The organism is Candidatus Borkfalkia ceftriaxoniphila (assembly GCF_004134775.1).
Lineage (GTDB): Bacteria > Bacillota > Clostridia > Christensenellales > Borkfalkiaceae > Borkfalkia > Borkfalkia ceftriaxoniphila.
The window spans coordinates 512,230-527,974 of the sequence record NZ_SDOZ01000002.1; the positions used below are offsets into that span (position 1 = coordinate 512,230).

The 15,745-nt window shown below is 47.6% G+C and carries 29 protein-coding genes and 1 tRNA gene; 1 reads left to right on the forward strand and 29 read right to left on the reverse strand.

Annotation, left to right across the window (positions count from 1 at the left end; all coding sequences use genetic code 11):
• Positions 1–17: 17 nt before the first annotated feature.
• From rplO to ESZ91_RS02625, 27 genes are all read right to left on the reverse strand, one after another.
• A complete protein-coding gene (gene rplO, locus ESZ91_RS02495) occupies positions 18–464 on the reverse strand; it encodes a 50S ribosomal protein L15 (protein ID WP_129223795.1) in 447 nt (148 codons plus the stop codon).
• A 9-nt stretch (positions 465–473) separates the two neighbouring features.
• Complete coding sequence (gene rpmD / locus ESZ91_RS02500) at positions 474–653, reverse strand: 50S ribosomal protein L30 (RefSeq protein WP_129223797.1); 180 nt, start codon at positions 651–653, stop codon at positions 474–476.
• Between the two features lie 13 nt (positions 654–666).
• Positions 667–1,188 carry a 30S ribosomal protein S5 gene (gene rpsE / locus ESZ91_RS02505; protein ID WP_129223799.1) on the reverse strand — a complete coding sequence of 174 codons (522 nt, stop codon included), beginning with the start codon at positions 1,186–1,188 and terminating at the stop codon, positions 667–669.
• 16 nt (positions 1,189–1,204) lie between these two features.
• Entirely contained in the window at positions 1,205–1,573 is a 369-nt protein-coding gene (gene rplR, locus ESZ91_RS02510; protein WP_129223801.1) for a 50S ribosomal protein L18, read from the reverse strand.
• 13 nt (positions 1,574–1,586) lie between these two features.
• Positions 1,587–2,126: a 50S ribosomal protein L6 gene (gene rplF, locus ESZ91_RS02515; RefSeq protein ID WP_129223803.1), complete on the reverse strand. Its 540-nt coding sequence runs from the start codon at positions 2,124–2,126 to the stop codon at positions 1,587–1,589.
• Positions 2,127–2,138: 12 nt separating this feature from the next.
• Entirely contained in the window at positions 2,139–2,531 is a 393-nt protein-coding gene (rpsH, locus tag ESZ91_RS02520; protein WP_129223805.1) for a 30S ribosomal protein S8, read from the reverse strand.
• 11 nt (positions 2,532–2,542) lie between these two features.
• The gene (locus tag ESZ91_RS02525) at positions 2,543–2,728 is read right to left on the reverse strand and encodes a type Z 30S ribosomal protein S14 (protein WP_129223807.1); all 186 of its coding nucleotides are present in this window, start codon (positions 2,726–2,728) and stop codon (positions 2,543–2,545) included.
• A gap of 13 nt (positions 2,729–2,741) precedes the next feature.
• Complete coding sequence (gene rplE / locus ESZ91_RS02530) at positions 2,742–3,299, reverse strand: 50S ribosomal protein L5 (RefSeq protein ID WP_129223809.1); 558 nt, start codon at positions 3,297–3,299, stop codon at positions 2,742–2,744.
• A 19-nt stretch (positions 3,300–3,318) separates the two neighbouring features.
• Positions 3,319–3,750 (reverse strand): 50S ribosomal protein L24, encoded by a 432-nt coding sequence (gene rplX, locus ESZ91_RS02535; RefSeq protein ID WP_129223811.1) that lies wholly within the window; start codon positions 3,748–3,750, stop codon positions 3,319–3,321.
• Between the two features lie 10 nt (positions 3,751–3,760).
• Complete coding sequence (gene rplN, locus ESZ91_RS02540; RefSeq protein WP_129223813.1) at positions 3,761–4,129, reverse strand: 50S ribosomal protein L14; 369 nt, start codon at positions 4,127–4,129, stop codon at positions 3,761–3,763.
• 22 nt (positions 4,130–4,151) lie between these two features.
• The gene (rpsQ, locus tag ESZ91_RS02545; RefSeq protein ID WP_129223815.1) at positions 4,152–4,406 is read right to left on the reverse strand and encodes a 30S ribosomal protein S17; all 255 of its coding nucleotides are present in this window, start codon (positions 4,404–4,406) and stop codon (positions 4,152–4,154) included.
• 14 nt (positions 4,407–4,420) lie between these two features.
• A complete protein-coding gene (gene rpmC, locus ESZ91_RS02550) occupies positions 4,421–4,621 on the reverse strand; it encodes a 50S ribosomal protein L29 (protein WP_129223817.1) in 201 nt (66 codons plus the stop codon).
• Entirely contained in the window at positions 4,621–5,094 is a 474-nt protein-coding gene (gene rplP / locus ESZ91_RS02555) for a 50S ribosomal protein L16 (RefSeq protein WP_129223819.1), read from the reverse strand. Before rplP ends, rpmC begins: the two co-directional genes overlap by 1 nt.
• Positions 5,094–5,756 (reverse strand): 30S ribosomal protein S3, encoded by a 663-nt coding sequence (gene rpsC / locus ESZ91_RS02560; protein ID WP_129223821.1) that lies wholly within the window; start codon positions 5,754–5,756, stop codon positions 5,094–5,096. The genes rplP and rpsC overlap by 1 nt, the downstream gene beginning before the upstream one ends.
• Before the next feature lie 12 nt (positions 5,757–5,768).
• Positions 5,769–6,158: a 50S ribosomal protein L22 gene (rplV, locus tag ESZ91_RS02565; RefSeq protein WP_129223823.1), complete on the reverse strand. Its 390-nt coding sequence runs from the start codon at positions 6,156–6,158 to the stop codon at positions 5,769–5,771.
• Between the two features lie 14 nt (positions 6,159–6,172).
• Positions 6,173–6,451 carry a 30S ribosomal protein S19 gene (gene rpsS / locus ESZ91_RS02570; protein WP_129223825.1) on the reverse strand — a complete coding sequence of 93 codons (279 nt, stop codon included), beginning with the start codon at positions 6,449–6,451 and terminating at the stop codon, positions 6,173–6,175.
• Between the two features lie 14 nt (positions 6,452–6,465).
• Positions 6,466–7,293, reverse strand: a complete 828-nt coding sequence (gene rplB / locus ESZ91_RS02575; protein ID WP_129223827.1) for a 50S ribosomal protein L2 — start codon at positions 7,291–7,293, stop codon at positions 6,466–6,468.
• A gap of 25 nt (positions 7,294–7,318) precedes the next feature.
• Entirely contained in the window at positions 7,319–7,609 is a 291-nt protein-coding gene (gene rplW, locus ESZ91_RS02580) for a 50S ribosomal protein L23 (protein WP_201270839.1), read from the reverse strand.
• The gene (gene rplD / locus ESZ91_RS02585; protein WP_129223831.1) at positions 7,609–8,235 is read right to left on the reverse strand and encodes a 50S ribosomal protein L4; all 627 of its coding nucleotides are present in this window, start codon (positions 8,233–8,235) and stop codon (positions 7,609–7,611) included. The genes rplW and rplD overlap by 1 nt, the downstream gene beginning before the upstream one ends.
• Positions 8,236–8,249: 14 nt before the next feature.
• The gene (gene rplC, locus ESZ91_RS02590) at positions 8,250–8,882 is read right to left on the reverse strand and encodes a 50S ribosomal protein L3 (RefSeq protein WP_129223833.1); all 633 of its coding nucleotides are present in this window, start codon (positions 8,880–8,882) and stop codon (positions 8,250–8,252) included.
• Between the two features lie 93 nt (positions 8,883–8,975).
• Positions 8,976–9,275: a 30S ribosomal protein S10 gene (gene rpsJ, locus ESZ91_RS02595; protein WP_129223835.1), complete on the reverse strand. Its 300-nt coding sequence runs from the start codon at positions 9,273–9,275 to the stop codon at positions 8,976–8,978.
• Between the two features lie 443 nt (positions 9,276–9,718).
• A complete protein-coding gene (locus tag ESZ91_RS02600; RefSeq protein WP_129223837.1) occupies positions 9,719–10,162 on the reverse strand; it encodes an HAD domain-containing protein in 444 nt (147 codons plus the stop codon).
• A 16-nt stretch (positions 10,163–10,178) separates the two neighbouring features.
• Positions 10,179–10,853: a hypothetical protein gene (locus ESZ91_RS02605; RefSeq protein WP_129223839.1), complete on the reverse strand. Its 675-nt coding sequence runs from the start codon at positions 10,851–10,853 to the stop codon at positions 10,179–10,181.
• A complete protein-coding gene (locus ESZ91_RS02610; protein ID WP_129223842.1) occupies positions 10,850–11,392 on the reverse strand; it encodes a hypothetical protein in 543 nt (180 codons plus the stop codon). The genes ESZ91_RS02605 and ESZ91_RS02610 overlap by 4 nt, the downstream gene beginning before the upstream one ends.
• 146 nt (positions 11,393–11,538) lie before the next feature.
• Complete coding sequence (locus ESZ91_RS02615; protein ID WP_129223844.1) at positions 11,539–12,261, reverse strand: NAD-dependent protein deacylase; 723 nt, start codon at positions 12,259–12,261, stop codon at positions 11,539–11,541.
• A gap of 4 nt (positions 12,262–12,265) precedes the next feature.
• Positions 12,266–12,958 carry a hypothetical protein gene (locus ESZ91_RS02620; RefSeq protein WP_129223846.1) on the reverse strand — a complete coding sequence of 231 codons (693 nt, stop codon included), beginning with the start codon at positions 12,956–12,958 and terminating at the stop codon, positions 12,266–12,268.
• 47 nt (positions 12,959–13,005) lie between these two features.
• Positions 13,006–13,206, reverse strand: coding sequence for a DUF1858 domain-containing protein (locus ESZ91_RS02625; RefSeq protein ID WP_129223848.1), 201 nt, complete (start codon positions 13,204–13,206; stop codon positions 13,006–13,008).
• Positions 13,207–13,689: 483 nt separating this feature from the next.
• Here ESZ91_RS02625 and ESZ91_RS02630 point away from each other — a divergent pair.
• Positions 13,690–13,766, forward strand: a tRNA-Arg gene (locus tag ESZ91_RS02630).
• Positions 13,767–13,816: 50 nt separating this feature from the next.
• On the opposite strand, the gene ESZ91_RS02635 is transcribed toward ESZ91_RS02630, so the two are convergent.
• Both ESZ91_RS02635 and ESZ91_RS02640 read right to left on the reverse strand, forming a co-directional pair.
• Entirely contained in the window at positions 13,817–14,653 is an 837-nt protein-coding gene (locus ESZ91_RS02635) for a hypothetical protein (RefSeq protein WP_129223850.1), read from the reverse strand.
• A gap of 58 nt (positions 14,654–14,711) precedes the next feature.
• Complete coding sequence (locus ESZ91_RS02640) at positions 14,712–15,386, reverse strand: helix-turn-helix domain-containing protein (RefSeq protein ID WP_129223852.1); 675 nt, start codon at positions 15,384–15,386, stop codon at positions 14,712–14,714.
• Positions 15,387–15,745: the final 359 nt, after the last annotated feature.

The window sequence follows — 15,745 nt, forward strand, 5'->3', positions numbered from 1 at the left end:
CCGCGGGGCGCAGAAGATCAAAGGGTTTCCGCCTTACCGCCCGCCTTCTCGATCGCTTCCTTTGCGGAGGCGGAGAATTTAGCCGCTTTCACGGTGATCGCCGCGCCGAGTTCGCCCGAACCGAGAACTTTGAGACCGCAGTTATCTTTCACCTGTTTGGCGAGTTTGTTCGCCATTACGTATTCGTAATCGACGACGGTGCCTGCCTCTACCGACGCGAGCGCGCCGAGGTTGATGATCACGTATTCTTTTTTAAACCGGTTATTGAAGCCGCGTTTGGGAAGTCTTCTGTGGATGGGGGTCTGACCGCCTTCGAAGCCGGGCCTTACGCCGCCGCCCGAACGCGCCCACTGACCTTTATGTCCCTTGCCGCTCGTCTTGCCCAAGCCGGATCCGATACCTCTGCCCAATCTCTTTGCGGGGGTATTGGAACCGATTGCGGGTTGTATCGTATCTATTCTCATAATGACTCCTTACACTTCTTCGACTTTCACGAGATGCGCCACTTTTTTGATCTGTCCCTGAAAAGCGGGGGTGTTCTCGTGTATTTTAAAGGAACGTATTTTTTTGAGCCCCAGCGCCGCGATCGTGCCTTTCACGCTTTCGGTGCTGCCGATGGTGCTCTTTACCAATGTAACTTTCACTTGTGCCATGAAAAATACCTCCTTAACCCAGGATCTCTTCGGGCGTCTTGCCGCGGAGCGCGGCGATCTGCTCGACCGTTTTCAGATCCGCAAGGCCCGCGATGGTAGCCTTGACGCAGTTGATGGGGTTCTGCGTGCCGTGAGATTTCGTACGGATGTCTTTGATCCCGCAGGCTTCCATGACGGCGCGGACGGGGCCGCCCGCGATCACGCCGGTACCTTCGGCGGCAGGCATCATGTAAACGGCGCCCCTGCCGAACTTGCCCAGCACTTCGTGAGGAATGCTCGCAGCGACCATGGGAACGGCGATCATGTTTCTTTTCGCCTGCGCGGTCGCCTTTTCGATGGCTTCGGGAACTTCGTTCGCTTTTCCCGAGCCCACGCCGACTTTGCCTTTGCCGTCGCCGACAACGACCAACGCCGCGAAACGCATATTTCTTCCGCCCTTTACGACTTTGGTAACGCGGTTGACTTGAATGAGTTTTTTGATCAGCCCGTCGTTCTCTTCCTGTCTTCTCTGAGGTCTGTTATTATCTCTTGCCATTTAACTGTACTCCTAATCAGAATTTAAGTCCGGCTTCTCTGGCGCCGTCGGCAACACTCTTCACGCGTCCCGTGTAGATGTATCCGCCCCTGTCGAAAACGACTTCGGAAACGCCCGCTTCCAACGCCTTTTTTGCGGCGGTCATGCCTACGACTTTGGCGGCGTCCGTCTTGTTCATGTCTTTGATCTGCTCTTTCACAGCCTTTTCCATGGTAGACGCGCTGATCAGCGTTACGCCCTTTACGTCGTCGATCACCTGAACGTAAATGTGATTCAGACTTCTGTATACGTTGAACCGAGGACGTTCGGAAGTACCGAACACCTTTTTACGGACACGCGCGTGTCTTTGCAGTCTGTCTGCGTTTTTATCTAATTTAGAAATCATATTTTACGCTCCTTTACTTGCCCGCCGTCTTTCCTTCCTTACGTTCGATCACTTCGTCCTTATAGCGGATTCCGTAGCCGTGGTAAGGCTCGGGCTCTCTGATAGCCCTGATATTCGCGGCGATCTGACCTACTTTCACCTTATCGATACCCGAAACGGTGATCTCGGTCTGGGTAGGGCAATCCAGTTTGATGCCCTCGACTTCCGCAAACTCGATGGGATGCGAATACCCGACGTTGAGCACGACTTTATTGCCCTGTTTGGCAACTTTGTAGCCGACGCCGTTGATGACGAGCCCCTTGGTGTAGCCCGCCGTCACGCCGTTGACCATATTCTGCAACAGCGCTCTGTACAAACCGTGTTTCGCTCTCAGTTCTTTGCTGTCGTCCGCTCTCGAAACGGTCGCGTGACCTGCCTCGATGCTGACGGTAATTTTGGGATCGATTTCCTGCGTGAGCGCGCCCTTGGGGCCCTTGACGGCGAGGACGTTATCCTTGACTTCGACCGTGACGCCCGCGGGAATCGCTACGGGAGCTCTTCCTACTCTCGACATAAGCCTGCCTCCTTACCAGATGAAGCAGAGCACTTCGCCGCCCACGTTGGCAGCCTTCGCCTGCTTATCTGTCATGATTCCCTTGGAAGTGGAAACGATAGCGGTTCCTAAGCCTCCCAACACTTTGGGCATTTTTTCCGCGCCGGAATAATGTCTCAGGCCGGGTTTGGATACCCTTTTAAGGCCCGAAATGACCGACTTGTTGCCCTCGCTGTATTTCAAAGTGATGACGATTTTCCCCGAAAGGTTATCGTCTACGTATTTTACGTCTTTCACGTATCCCTCTTTGAGAAGGATGTCCGCGATCGCCCGCTTCATGTTGGAGCCGGGCATTTCCACCGTTTCGTGTTTCGCGGTGAGCGCGTTTCTGATTCTTGTGAGCATATCTGCAATCGGATCTGTCATGATGTGCCTCCTTACCAGCTCGCCTTTTTAACGCCGGGGATCTGACCCTTGTACGCTAAATTGCGGAAACATATACGGCAGATCCCATACTTGCGGAGTACCGCGTGGGGACGGCCGCAGATGCTGCATCTCGTATATGCGCGCGAAGAGAATTTGGGCGTTCTCTGCTGTTTGTTGATCATTGATTTTTTAGCCATGTTCTCGTTCTCCTTATTTCTTGAAGGGCATACCCATTGCCCCGAGAAGTTCTCTCGCCTCTTCGTCCGTCTTGGCGGTCGTCACGAAGCAGATATCGAACCCGCGGATCTTTTCTACCTGATCGTAGGAGATCTCGGGGAAGATGAGCTGCTCTTTGACGCCGCAGGCATAGTTGCCTCTGCCGTCGAAGGAGTTCGGATTCACGCCGCGGAAATCTCTCACTCTGGGGAGCGCGATGGAAACGAATTTATCGTAGAACTCGTACATTCTGTCGGAACGGAGCGTGACTTTCAAACCGATGTTCATGCCCTCTCTGACCTTGAAGTTCGCAACCGATTTTGTCGCCTTGGTGATCACGGGTTTCTGTCCCGCGATGGTTTTCAGTTCGTCATGCGCGAGTTGAACGCTCTTCGCGTTGTCTTTCACGTCGCCGAGGCCCGAATTGATGACGATTTTCACGAGTTTGGGAACTTCGTTCACATTTTTATAGTTGAACTTTTTGACAAGATAAGGCACTACTTCTTTTTCGTAGTTCTCCTTGACTCTGTTCTTATAAACTTTTTCTGCCATTTACGTTATCCTCCGCTCCTCAATCCTTGTTCTCTTCGGAAACCGTCTCTTCTTTCTTGGCGGTTCTCTTTCTGGTTCTCTTCTTGGGAGCTTCCTCGGTCTTGGCGGCTGCTTTCGCCTGCTTTTTATACGTCTTGTCGAGCACGGAGCCGCACTTGCACACTCTGACTTTTTTCATTTTTCCGTCCACTTCGAGCATGGTGTGCTTCACGCGCGTCGCCTTGCCGCACTTATCGCAGACGACCATCACGTTGGAAACGTCGATGGCGCCCTCTCTCTCGACAATGGAACTCACTTCCGTGGCTTTTCTCGCCTTTTTATGCTTTTTCTGGAGGTTCACGCCCTGCACCGTAACTCTGCCCGCTTTGGGAGAAGTGGAAACGACCTTGCCGATCTTGCCCTTATCCTTGCCGGCGATCACCAGTACGTTATCGTTTAATTTTACGTTCATGATGTCCTCCTTACAGCACTTCGGGAGCGAGGGAGATGATTCTCATATAGTCTTTCTCTCTCAATTCCCGCGCGATGGGTCCGAAGATACGGGTCCCTCTCGGCTGTTTCTGATTGTCTATGATAACGGCGGCGTTGTCATCGAATCTGATGTACGTACCGTCCGCTCTTCTGATGCCTTTGCTGGTTCTGACGATGACCGCTTTGACGACTTCGCCCTTTTTGACGGCGCCGCCGGGAACTGCCGTTTTCACGCTTGCGATGACGACGTCGCCGATGTTGCCGCTCTTTCGAAACGATCCGCCCAAAACCCTGATGCACATCAGCTCTTTGGCACCCGAATTGTCTGCCGCTTTAAGCCTTGTCTGTGGTTGTATCATTTGGCTTTATCTCCTTATATTATTACTTCGCCTTCTCGATGATTTCGGCAACTCTCCAGCATTTGTCTTTACTGAGTTTTCTCGTCTCTACGATCCTGACCTTGTCGCCGACGCCGCAATCGTTCGCTTCGTCGTGGGCTTTCACCTTTTTCGTGGTGGTAATGGTCTTTTTATAGAGAGGATGTTTTCTTTTATCGACGATGGCAACGACGACCGTCTTATCCATCTTGTCGGACACTACGAGCCCGACTCTTTCTTTTCTTAAATTTCTTTCCATGATTACGACCCTTTTTAACCCTTCGACTGTAATTCTCTCTCGCGAATGACGGTATTCACCCTCGCGATGTCCTTTTTGACGGATGCGATCGTCATAGGATTGTCAAGTTGACCCGATGCGTGACGGAAACGAAGGTTGAAAAGTTCGCTTTTCAGTTCGCCGAGTTTGGAACTGAGTTCTTCGTTCGTCATGTTGTGAAGTTCTTTTCCTTTCATTAACCTTCACCGCCTTCCTTAATAATTTCTTCGCCTTCGGGCATCTCCCCCGTCACGGGATTGACTTGGCCCTTGACCATAAATTTCGTCTTAATGGGGAGTTTATGTCCCGCAAGGCGCATGGCTTCTCTCGCCACGTCCTCGGGAACGCCCGCCATTTCGAAGAGCACTCTGCCGGGTTTCACCACGGCGACCCAGTATTCTACGGCGCCTTTACCGGAACCCATACGGGACTCGGCGGGATGGCGCGTGATCGGCTGGTGCGGGAAGATATCGATCCATACCTGTCCGCCGCGCTTGATGAATCTGGTCATTGCGATACGCGCGGCTTCGATCTGACGGGAAGTGATCCTGGAACCTTCTTCCGCGACCAGCCCGAATTCGCCGTACGCGACTTTATTGCCCTTGTGGGCCTTACCGCACACCTTGATGCGGTGCTGTCTTCTTCTTTTCACTCTCTTCGGGATTAACATTATGCCTCGCCTCCTTCGTTCGCCTTCACGGCTTTGAGGATTTCGCCCTTGTAGATCCAGACCTTGACGCCGATGGCGCCGAAGGTGGTGTGCGCTTCCGCAAAACCGTAATCGATGTCGGCGCGCAGCGTCTGCAAGGGAATGGACCCTTCGTGATACTGCTCGCAACGCGCGATCTCGGCGCCGTCCAATCTGCCGCTGACCATCATTTTAACGCCCTTCACGCCCGAACGCATGGCGCGGCCGATGGCCTGTTTCATCGCTCTTCTGAAAGACATTCTCTTTTCCAACTGCTGCGCGACGCCTTCCGCGACGAGTTGCGCGTCGGAATCGGGTTTTCTGACCTCGGTCACGTTGATGACGATATTTTTGCCGTCCGTGATCTTGGAAAGATCCTTTTTGATCACTTCGATCTCGGAGCCGGCTTTTCCGATCAGAACGCCGGGCCTGCCCGTGAAAACGGTGACGACGATGCGGTTGGCAGCCCTCTCGATGAGGATCTTGCTGATCGCAGCGCTGTAATATTTGTTTTTAATGAATTTACGGATCTCGTAATCTTCTTTGAGATATTTGCCGAAATCCTTCTTATCGGCATACCATGAAGTATCCCAACCTTTGATGACGCCGACTCTCAAACCGTGCGGATTAACTTTTTGTCCCATTCCGAATTCTCCTTACTTACTCTTTACGTCAAGCACAACCGTGATATGGCTGGTTCTTTTGAGTATGGCGTGCGCCCTGCCCTTGGAAACGGGGTTCATTCTCTTTAAAGTGGGCCCCTGGTCGGCATAAGCCTCCGCCACGATCAGATCGCCCCTGTCCATGCCGAAATTGTGTTCGGCGTTCGCCGCGGCGGACAGCACGACTTTTTTCACGGGTTCGGCGGAAATGACGGTCGCGTACTCCAAAAGCGCCACGGCCTCGTTCACGCTCTTGCCGCGGATCAAGGCGAGAGCTCTTCTTACCTTGTAAGGCGACATACGGATATGTCTTGCGGTCGCATAGGGACGTTTGTCCTTGTTTTCCGCGATTCTCTTGGTCTTTTCACGTGTATTGGTTGCCATTTGGTTGTGCCTCCTTACTTCTTACCGGTCGTCTTCGCACCGGCATGCCCCTTAAAGGTTCTGGTCGGGGCAAACTCGCCGAGTTTGCAGCCCACCATGTCTTCGGTAATATAGACGGGGACGTGCTTTTTGCCGTCGTGCACGGCTATGGTATGCCCTACCATCTGCGGGAATATCGTAGATGCCCTGGACCATGTTTTCAAAACCTTTTTCTCGTTCGCCGCGTTGAGCGCTTCTATTCTACCCAGAAGACGGCTTTCAACGTAAGGGCCTTTCTTAACGCTTCTGCTCATTTTCGATATTCCTCCTAATTGATCCTTTTCAGAATGAACTTATCGTTGACATTCTTTTTCTTTCTCGTCTTATAGCCGAGAGCGGGTTTACCCCAAGGCGTAACGGGGCCGGGACGTCCCACGGGGCTTTTGCCCTCGCCGCCGCCGTGCGGGTGATCGTTCGGGTTCATGACGGAGCCTCTCACGGTAGGTTTGATGCCCATATGTCTGGTCTTGCCCGCTTTTCCGACGCGCACGATCTCGTGCTCGACGTTGCCCACCTGCCCGATGGTCGCGCGGCAGCGGATGGAAACCAATCTCATTTCGCCGCTGGGCATTTTCAAGGTCGCGTAGGCGCCCTCTTTCGCCATCAACTGCGCGGAGATACCTGCGGCTCTCGCCACCTGGCCGCCGCGGCCGGGTTTCAGTTCGATGTTGTGCACCATGGTGCCGACGGGAATGTTCTCGAAAGGCAGGCAGTTGCCGGCCTTGATGTCCGCGCCCGCGCCGCTCACCACTTCGTCCCCCACGTTGAGACCAACGGGCGCGAGAATGTATCTCTTTTCGCCGTCGGCGTATTGCAGGAGAGCGATGTTCGCGCTGCGGTTGGGGTCGTACTGAATGCTCTTGACCTTTGCGGGAATATCGTCTTTATTTCTCTTGAAATCGATGATGCGGTACTTTCTTCTGTTGCCGCCGCCGATATGTCTTACCGTGATCTTACCGGTGTTGTTGCGGCCGCCCGTCTTTCTCATGTCCTCGACAAGGCTTCTCTCGGGCTTGACCTCGGTAATCTCTTCGTAGGACGACACCGTCATGAAACGGCGCGCGGAAGACGTCGGTTTATATCTCTTTATAGCCATTTTGAATTTCCTCCGAATTGATTGGTTACGACAGCGAACTGAAATACTCGATGGGTTTGCTGTCCTTGGTAAGCTGTACGATCGCTTTCTTATAGGCGGAGGTCATTCCCTGACTTCTTCCCATTCTCTTTAACTTTCCGCTTACGTTGGCTGTGTTTACGCTTTCTACTTTGACTCCGAACAACTTTTCGACCGCCATTTTGATCTCGGTCTTGTTCGCGCCTTTCGCGACCTTGAAGGTATATTTCTTATCGGCGATGCCGTCGTAACCTTTCTCGGTGAGTATGGGCTTAATGATGATTTCTTCGGCGTTCATTATGCTCCGTAAACCTCCTCAATTTTCTCTACGGCGCCCTTGGTCAGAACGACTTTCGCGTTCGCGACCACGTCGTACGTATTGATCTGCGCGACGGGCAGGGTGCTCAATTTTGCGATGTTGCGGCTCGCGAGGATCGCGTTCGCATCGTTTGTATCCATGACCACGAGGGTACGTTTGTCCAATTTGAGAGCGTCGAGGAATTTCGCAACTTCTTTGGTCTTGGGAGCGCTGACGGTGAATTCGTCCACGACGATGAGTTCGCCGTCCGCCACTTTTTTGGAAAGCGCGGAGAACAGTGCGCCGCGTCTGGCTTCCACGTTCATCTTTTTGGAGAAATCGCGGCTCTTGGGAGCGAACACGACGCCGCCCTTGATCCACTGCGGCGCGCGGATGGAGCCCTGACGCGCTCTGCCCGTTCCTTTCTGTCTCCAGGGTTTCGCGCCGCCGCCGCGGACTTCCGTCCTCGTGAGCGTGCTCTTCGTGCCCTGTCTTTCGTTCGCAAGGCGGGCAACGACCGCCTGATGAATCAAAGGCTCGTTGTACTCCGCGTTGAATACTTTGTCGCTTAACTGCATTTCGCCCGCAACCGAGCCGTCCATTTTATATATCTTTACGCTAGGCATGTTTTTCTCTCTCCTTATTTGGCTTTGACGCTGTCGCAAACGGTTACGACGCTGCCCTTAGCCCCCGGAATCGCGCCTTTGATCAAAAGTGCGTTTCTCGCGGCGTCTACCTTGACGATCTCAAGGTTCTGCACCGTGACTCTTTCGTGACCGTACTGGCCGGGCATATGCATGAGTTTGAACACTCTGGCGGGATTGATCGAACCTAAAGAACCGACCTCTCTGTGAACGGGGCCTACGCCGTGCGTTTCCTTTAAGCGGTGCTGGTTCCATCTCTTGATGACGCCCGTAAATCCGTGGCCCTTGGAGGTGCCCGCAACGTCGACCCTGTCGCCGTTTTTGAAAACTTCGACCGTAACTTCCTTGCCGACCTCATACGAGGACAAGTCGTTCAAACGGAATTCTTTCAACACTTTCTGCGGTTTCACACCCGCTTTCTTGAACTGTCCGAGCTCGGGTTTGTTCACCCTCTTTTCGCTCGTCTCGTCAAAGCCCAGTTTCAAAGCGGCATAGCCGTCCTTTTCCACCGTTTTGATCTGCACTACGGGGCACGGGCCAGCCTCTACTACCGTCACGGGAATCACTTTTCCTTCGGCGGTAAATATCTGGGTCATCCCTACCTTACGACCGATGATTGCTTTATTCATTGATAAAGTTCACTCCTTAAAATTTTTTATCTCAATACCTTTCTTCAAAGTATTATTTGCCGGGTTGTCCTATATATATAATAATGTAAGAGATTACAGTTTGATCTTGATGTCTACGCCCGCGGGGAGATGGACGCTGTCCAAGAGCCTTGCGTTGGGGGTATAAATGTCGATGATTCTCTTATGGGTGCGGATCTCGAACTGCTCGCGGCTGTCCTTGTACTTATGGGGCGAGCGGAGAATGGTAACCACTTCTTTTTCCGTGGGCAGCGGAATGGGTCCGCTGATCTTCGCGCCGCTCTTGCTCATCGTGTCCACGATACGCTGCGCCGCCAAATCGACGAGTTCGTGGTCGTATGCTGCGAGTTTGATTCTGATTTTTTGTCCTGCCATGTTTGATTTCCTCCGTTTTTATACTAACTTTGTATCAACTGCGCCGTGTGTGTCGAAGTAATTCAAAAAATAAAAAACCATTCGATATAAAATATTGAATGGCTGTCCTCCGGTTAGTCGCAAGGGTTATACCCTCACATTTGTCAACGTAAATTATCTTTGAAAAAAGGCGCGATTGTGCTGTTTTTATCCTCGCGACCTTAAATCAATTAAAGTAACTTTACGTCTCTACCCTATTACACAGCTTAACTATAATACCATATCCGTCAAGATATGTCAATCAAAATTTCATATGTTTTTAAGAAAAACAGGGAAAAAACGGGCTTTTATGCCTGTTTCTCCCTGTTTTTTATCGCTTAGCACATGGAAAAGAGTTGCGCGATGGGCGCGGCGATGAAAACCGCGCCCCGCACTTTCTTTTTTAAGCAAAGATTTAAGATACCTTAAATCAACATTTGTATACATTTATTTTTAATCATTTCTGTTATCCCGCTCTCTTCTTTGGTCAAAAGCAACCGACCATACGGAAACGCATAACTGTTATATTCTTCATCGTCCAAGGCCACAAATTTTTCTATTTGCGGATGTTTTTTAATATACGCCAAAATTTCATCACCCCGATCTTGCAGCGAAGGAGTTTTGCCGAGAAAATCTTCGCGGGTTATCCCGTAAGGCTTAAATTGTTTAAACATTAAACGTATGCTTTCAGGAAACAATCTCCAAGAACTGGAAAGCACGATTTTACATCCTGTGATATCAATAATTTCTTTCAACCTCCGACAACAATCTGCATCGAAAAAATCGTCATTGCCTTTACCCCAATTCAGTCCTGTCGCCTCGTTATGTAAACAAACTACTCCGTCTATATCTAAAAATAACGCTTTCATGTTTTACTCCGTAATGTCAAAAATCAAATAAATTTGTTTGATCGCAAACCTTAGTCCAAACACGTCTGTTAGAGGTACTCTTATCCGAAAGCCTATATACTCCCCTAAAAATGAAAACCCCTTTTTCCCTACGTTTTTCAAATAATGCCCTGTAACGATTATCGGGCAGACCTTCGTGCGCTTTAAAAATTTTTTTATTCCCTACAAACTGTTCAATGACGGTCCCGTCTTCCAGTTCCCGATTGAGCCAACCTGCTTGCGTTACCTGATTGAAAGTATGCATTAAAAGCGCATAAGAGTCTGTAAGACCATATATACATTTCATATATCCGCGCATATTTTTACCTAGCAACAAATTCAAAAGTTGTGCATTCGTAGAAACGGTAAACACGTCGCCACGATGAATAACTCCTTTTTTGTTCAACTGCTTTACTGTTTCAGCAATTACTTTTTCAGCACAAGTTATAAAATCTTCTTCATCGCTGATATCAAAATTGAATTGTTTCCATTCTCCTTGCTTGCCGCTGCCCAAGTAAAACAGTCCTTTTTCAGCATCAAGCAAAATTTTTATATTGTCCCTCATACCTTGTCGAACAACGCAAACAGTTTCTCCTATCTTTTGCGTTTCAAAAGGTTCGCCGTTTTCAATTCGTAATTCATCGAAAATTTCCCATGCTTTTTTGTTTGTCATTTATTTTCTCCTTTTTGTTTAATTTCTGTAATTTTATAACCAAGAAGACGCGCCTGTTCAATAAAATATGGTATATTAACAATACCCCACTGCGAACAGACGACCATTTCTCCGTCACAGAGGTGAAGAATCTCGGTTTCATCCGTAAAAAATCGTAAATTATAATCCCCGCGAATTTTTGCTTTTTCGATATTGACGACAACGCCTATAGAACCCTGTAAACGCTTCGGAAATGCTTGCATTAACTCTTCTCGCGTAAGCGGAGAATTTCTATTCACATAATCACGAACGATCGCTAAAACTAAGTGATTTTTCAAATAGACCGAGTCGTCGTACAAATAACGGGTTTTATCCCGCATTCTCACCTTGTTAACTGTATCCTTGTTTCCCTCCGATTTATCCGAAGATTCTTCTCTTTTCAAAATAAAATCATCAATACCCAATGATTTCGATGAAATCTGTTCATTCAGCCAAGCAACTTCTTTTTCGAGTTTAATGATCCTCTCCTGCATTTCCAAAACAATATTGGTCAAATCCAATTGCGCACCTCCTTAAATATTATTATACTCGTAAAATATTATTTGTCAACTGTTTTTTTAATTTAATTATATTTATCTGAAAAATCTTGCTTAAACGAGCCTATACATGAAAAGGGACAGCAACGCCGTCCCTTTTCATTTTTATTTTAACATTGGTAAAACAACTGCGCGATGGGCGCGTCAATGAAAACCGCGCCCCGCACGGGGATCTCGCCGCGGTTCACGACCACGATATTCTCGCCGCGGAAATACTGCACGAGTCCCGCCGCGGGATACACGTTGAGCGAAGTGCCGCCGATGATCAGATTGTCCGCCGCGCGGATAAGACCGACGGCGCGCTCCGTCGTGCGGGAGTCGAGAGGCTCCTCGTAGAGCACCACATCGGGCTTGATAACGCCGCCGCAGACGCAGCGCGGCACGCCTTTGCTCTTTACGATCTTCTGAACGGGATATCCCATGCCGCACGCCTCGCAATGGTTGCGGTGCACGCTTCCGTGCAATTCGAGCACGGTTTTGCTGCCCGCTTTTTGGTGCAGCCCGTCGATATTTTGGGTGATGACGCCCGCAAGTTTCCCCTCGCTTTCGAGCGCCGCAATCTTATAGTGCGCCGCGTTGGGCCGCGCGTCCAAAAACAACATCTTTTCCCGATAAAAATCGAAAAATTCTTCTGTATGCCGCAGAAAAAAGGTATGCGACAAGATCGTTTCGGGCGGATACTTGAACTTTTGTCTGTACAGTCCGTCCTCAGAGCGGAAATCGGGGATCCCGCTCTCCGTACTCACTCCCGCGCCGCCGAAAAATACCGCGCGCCTGGAACTTTCGAAAATTTTTTTCAGTTTCAAAACGTCTTCCTGACGGATCTCGTGCATTTTATCACCTGTATTTGTTCAATTTATTTTTTCCGACGCCTTCGGGAACAAAACCGTCCAGAGCGTCCGCCGCGTCGCCTTCCGTAATGATTAAAAGGACCACGAACAGAACGACGAAAAACGCCGCGCAGAAGGACAGGTTCATTTTATGGCGGAAATCGCCGCCCGTCCATAAATATAAGCCCTCGCCCGCCATGACGATAAAAAGAAAGAGCATCGCGAACGCGCCCTCGCGGAACATCAACGCATGCGAGGAAGCGTTCCAATTACAAAAGCAATAGACAGCAAAAGCGAGCACGCACAAACCGACGAGCGAAGAGAGAACATTCTGCACGATAAATGCCTTACCGTTCCCCCAATCGGCAAAAAGGAACGCGCCGTTGAGCAATATAGCGCCCAGACAAAAGAGCAGGATCGGATAGTTGCCGAAAAAGTTGTTTCCGACGCGGCAGAAATATGCGGCGACCGAAAGGCCCGCCGCCAGCGAAAAGATTACGGGAAAGAGAAATAAGCCGTCTTCCCTACCCTTTTCCGAACAGACCAGACAGCCGATAAAGGCGCACGCACCCAAAAGGACCGCAAGCGTAATATTCAGCCAGCGCGGAAAGTACAGTCCGACGAAATACGCCGCATACAGTGCCGCCATGCCCGCAGACTGTTCGAGCGCGAGCAACGCCATGTTTTTATGAAATCGCATCGTCCCCCCCAACAAAAAAGCGCGATGATATCGCGCTTTCCGTTCGATTATTCTTCGACGCCTTCGTTCAATTTTTCCAAAAGTTCCTGAAGGTCCTGTCCGTGCACGCTGACCGCCTCGCCGATCGTTTCGCCGTGCGCCATCGCGCAGCCCAGACAATGCATACCGTAGGACATGAGGATGCGCGGAGATTCGGGATTGATATTGATGCAATCCGCGATCAAGGTATTTTCCGTGATTTTAGCCATCTTTCTATCTCCTTATTTTTCGATTGATTCGGAATGTTCTTCCTCTTATATTATAACACCAAATTTGCGGTTTTACAATTCATTTTATCCACATTTCCGAAAAACCGTCTTGTTCCCGAACGATTAAGCCATATTTTTTACAAAGCGCTGTGCATAACCTTGTGGATAAGTGTGGAAAACTGCTGTTTATCCACACTTATCCACCATTAAAAAGTCTTGTCAATGAAAAGGTCGTGATTAAAATCACAGCGATCGAAAAAGTTATCCACAATTTCTACACACCAGTCCACATTTTATCCATATTTTTACAAATTACGCCCCGATTATTGTATTTTCAACGGACCAAATCGAAAACGTTATCAACAATAACCCAAACATCTGTTCATAACCCTTGAAAATTTTTAGCATTTTTAGTAAGATATCGGAAAAACCATTGACAAATTTTTTTATTTTGATATAATTATATGGTATTCAAAATCTTATGCACCTTTAGCTCAACTGGATAGAGCGTCGGTCTACGGAACCGAAGGCTAGGGATTCGAACTCCTTAAGGTGCGCCAAAAAGAACGTAAGTCAAATATTCGACTTACGTTCTTTTTATTATTGTTATCTATCGGCATTTTATAGAGAGTTGCTCTATCATTTTCGCTGCACGATTTTTAATGATAGACATTGCCGTAATCAAATATTTTTCAACGTATTCTATGTAATACAGTTTTTCAAAATCTGTCCATTCCTGTTTTTTCCTTAAACAATACACATACGGCGAAAAAATATCTTGTGGCCTATCATCGGCAAAATAATCTTCTAACCAACATAACTCACTAAGATACTTTAACCCGCCGTTTGTTTGCAGCCAAGAAAAGAAAAATTCGTTTCGGTCGATTAACGCAATCAAATGTTTATCGCCATTGGTAGAAGTCAAGCAGGTACCTAAGCGGCTCAAAAATAAATCAAAATAATCCTTATAAGCTATTCCTCGATAAGTATTCAGCGTATAAGCCCGCTTTTTATCCGTTTCAGCAATATTGGGCAAAAGAATAAAGTTTCCTATTGAGTGATAGGCGGCATGAAATTTATTTGCCAATACACGTAAACTTTCAGAAGCATTGCTTCTTTCTATTCCAACACAGGAGTGTTGCTCTGGAAAATAAGAACCAAAAACCGTATTAAATGTATTTAACGTATCACCTCGATACTTTTGTCCTGTACCAATGTCGGACACAGTCAAATCAGGAAATATCTCACCCCATAGTATAAAACATATTGCTCGTGTTAAGTTTGTATCATCACAATCAAAACCGCGACTATTACAACCAAATCGTTTGTCTTGGCGTAGAGAAGCAAAGTCAAAGTCATAAAAGGCATAAATATTGCCTTTTAGATATTCGTCTATAAAATCATTGATAAAATTTTTACAAAGAATAACGCCATCCGATTGTTTCATATCGCCTCACAAATATCGCCAATTCACGTCCTGTTTGTTTAATAAATATCATTTGCTATTATTCCTCGTCTTCTATTATATATTTGGTATATGCCAAAATAATATCATTAAATAATGCAATTTTTTCTTCAATACTTATGGCTTCATTTTTGAAATATTCAATAATTCTTGTATTTAATTCAAAGTCAGGATCTGTTGCGCTTACTCCAAAATATCCAAAATCGACACCATAATATTGAGCAAACAATTGTAAATCTGGCATACTCGGAACCCTGCGTCCAACTTCATAATTTGATATTGTTGCTCGCACTAATCCTAAGTCTTCCGCAACCTTTTCTTGTGTATAATGCTTATTTTTACGCAATAACTTTAATTTTTCACCGATACTTCCGCGAGGTCTATTTCCACCATAGCAAATTCCTCCGCCCCTATGGTTATAGCCTTTCTCTTGATTTTGAGTATCATATGTTTTAACAAAAACTTTCTCTGCTTCTTTAGCTTCTTCTAATGTAAGATTTGTAGAAACTATTTCATGTTTGAAACCTTCTTCCCATCCATATTTACGAATATCTGTATATAATTCAAAATTAGTTCTATATCCATCACCACCCTTCCAGCGCAATTGAGGATCTTTATCTGTGATACCTATATATCGTTTATTGTTTGCGATACAAGTCAATATATATAACGTATAAAGTGTTTCAGTTTTATTATTCGTGTCAGTTGCCATCATTTTTCTCCGAGTATGTTTTTTTGTTATTATACTACAATACGATAATTTTTCCAAATATTTCAGAGGGAAAACAACCTTTTGGCACCGTGGCGTGTGCTTGGCATAGACAAGTATTTGCGCCAAAAAAGTATAATCCGAACTTTTTACTCATCAAAAGTGATTGGTTCGGATTTACTTATTATTTAGAGAATTTGCGCAAATATAAAGGACATTCTATTTTAATCAATGCAAATATCAACCTGTTTTCAGTTGTCTTGTAGAAATATCTGGATTTTATATCTCCATTGAAGTATCCCTGTGCAGGCGGTTGTGATGATTATACGATTAAAGTTACGATCAAAAAAGGAGAAAGCAATTTA